Here is a 471-nt window from a genome sequence, read left to right as displayed (position 1 = left end):
TCCATGACCTCGACGGTGAGGTCGTCGCCGACGTCAGTGATGGTGCGCAGCCAGTTCATCTGGACGCCCTCGCGCTCGGCTTCTTCGCGCTCTTCGGCGTGGGCGGGCATCTGCTCTGCGGTGCGTCGGTAGACGACGATGGACTCCTCGGCGCCGAGGCGCTTGGCGACGCGCGCGGCGTCCATGGCGGTGTTGCCGCCGCCGTAAACAGCTACGCGGCGTCCAATGAGTGGCTTCTCGCCGGAGGCAACGTTGTGCAAAAAGCTCACGGCGTCGACCATTCGGGAGGCATCAACGGTCGGGATGTCGACGCGCTTGGATAGATGGGCGCCGATGGCCACGAAGCCGGCGTCGAAACGCCCCTTGGCCTTTTCTTCCAAGAGGGCGTTGACGGGATGGTTCAGGACGATCTTGATGCCGAGGTCGGTGAGAAGTGCTACTTCGGCGTCGGGGATTTCGCGCGGCAGACGG

At 65.0% G+C, this 471-nt stretch carries 1 protein-coding gene; it reads right to left on the bottom strand.

The genetic code is table 11. The annotated features are described in order from the left end of the window. Positions 1–471, bottom strand: a 471-nt coding sequence (locus KJQ97_RS10085; RefSeq protein ID WP_214120693.1) for an FAD-dependent oxidoreductase, incomplete at both ends; no start/stop codon positions are given.

Source organism: Campylobacter sp. 2018MI01 (assembly GCF_018501205.1).
In the GTDB taxonomy this organism is placed as follows: Bacteria; Campylobacterota; Campylobacteria; order Campylobacterales; family Campylobacteraceae; genus Campylobacter_E.
Note: the sequence above shows the minus strand (reverse complement) of the source record. Positions and strands in the feature narration are given on the sequence as shown.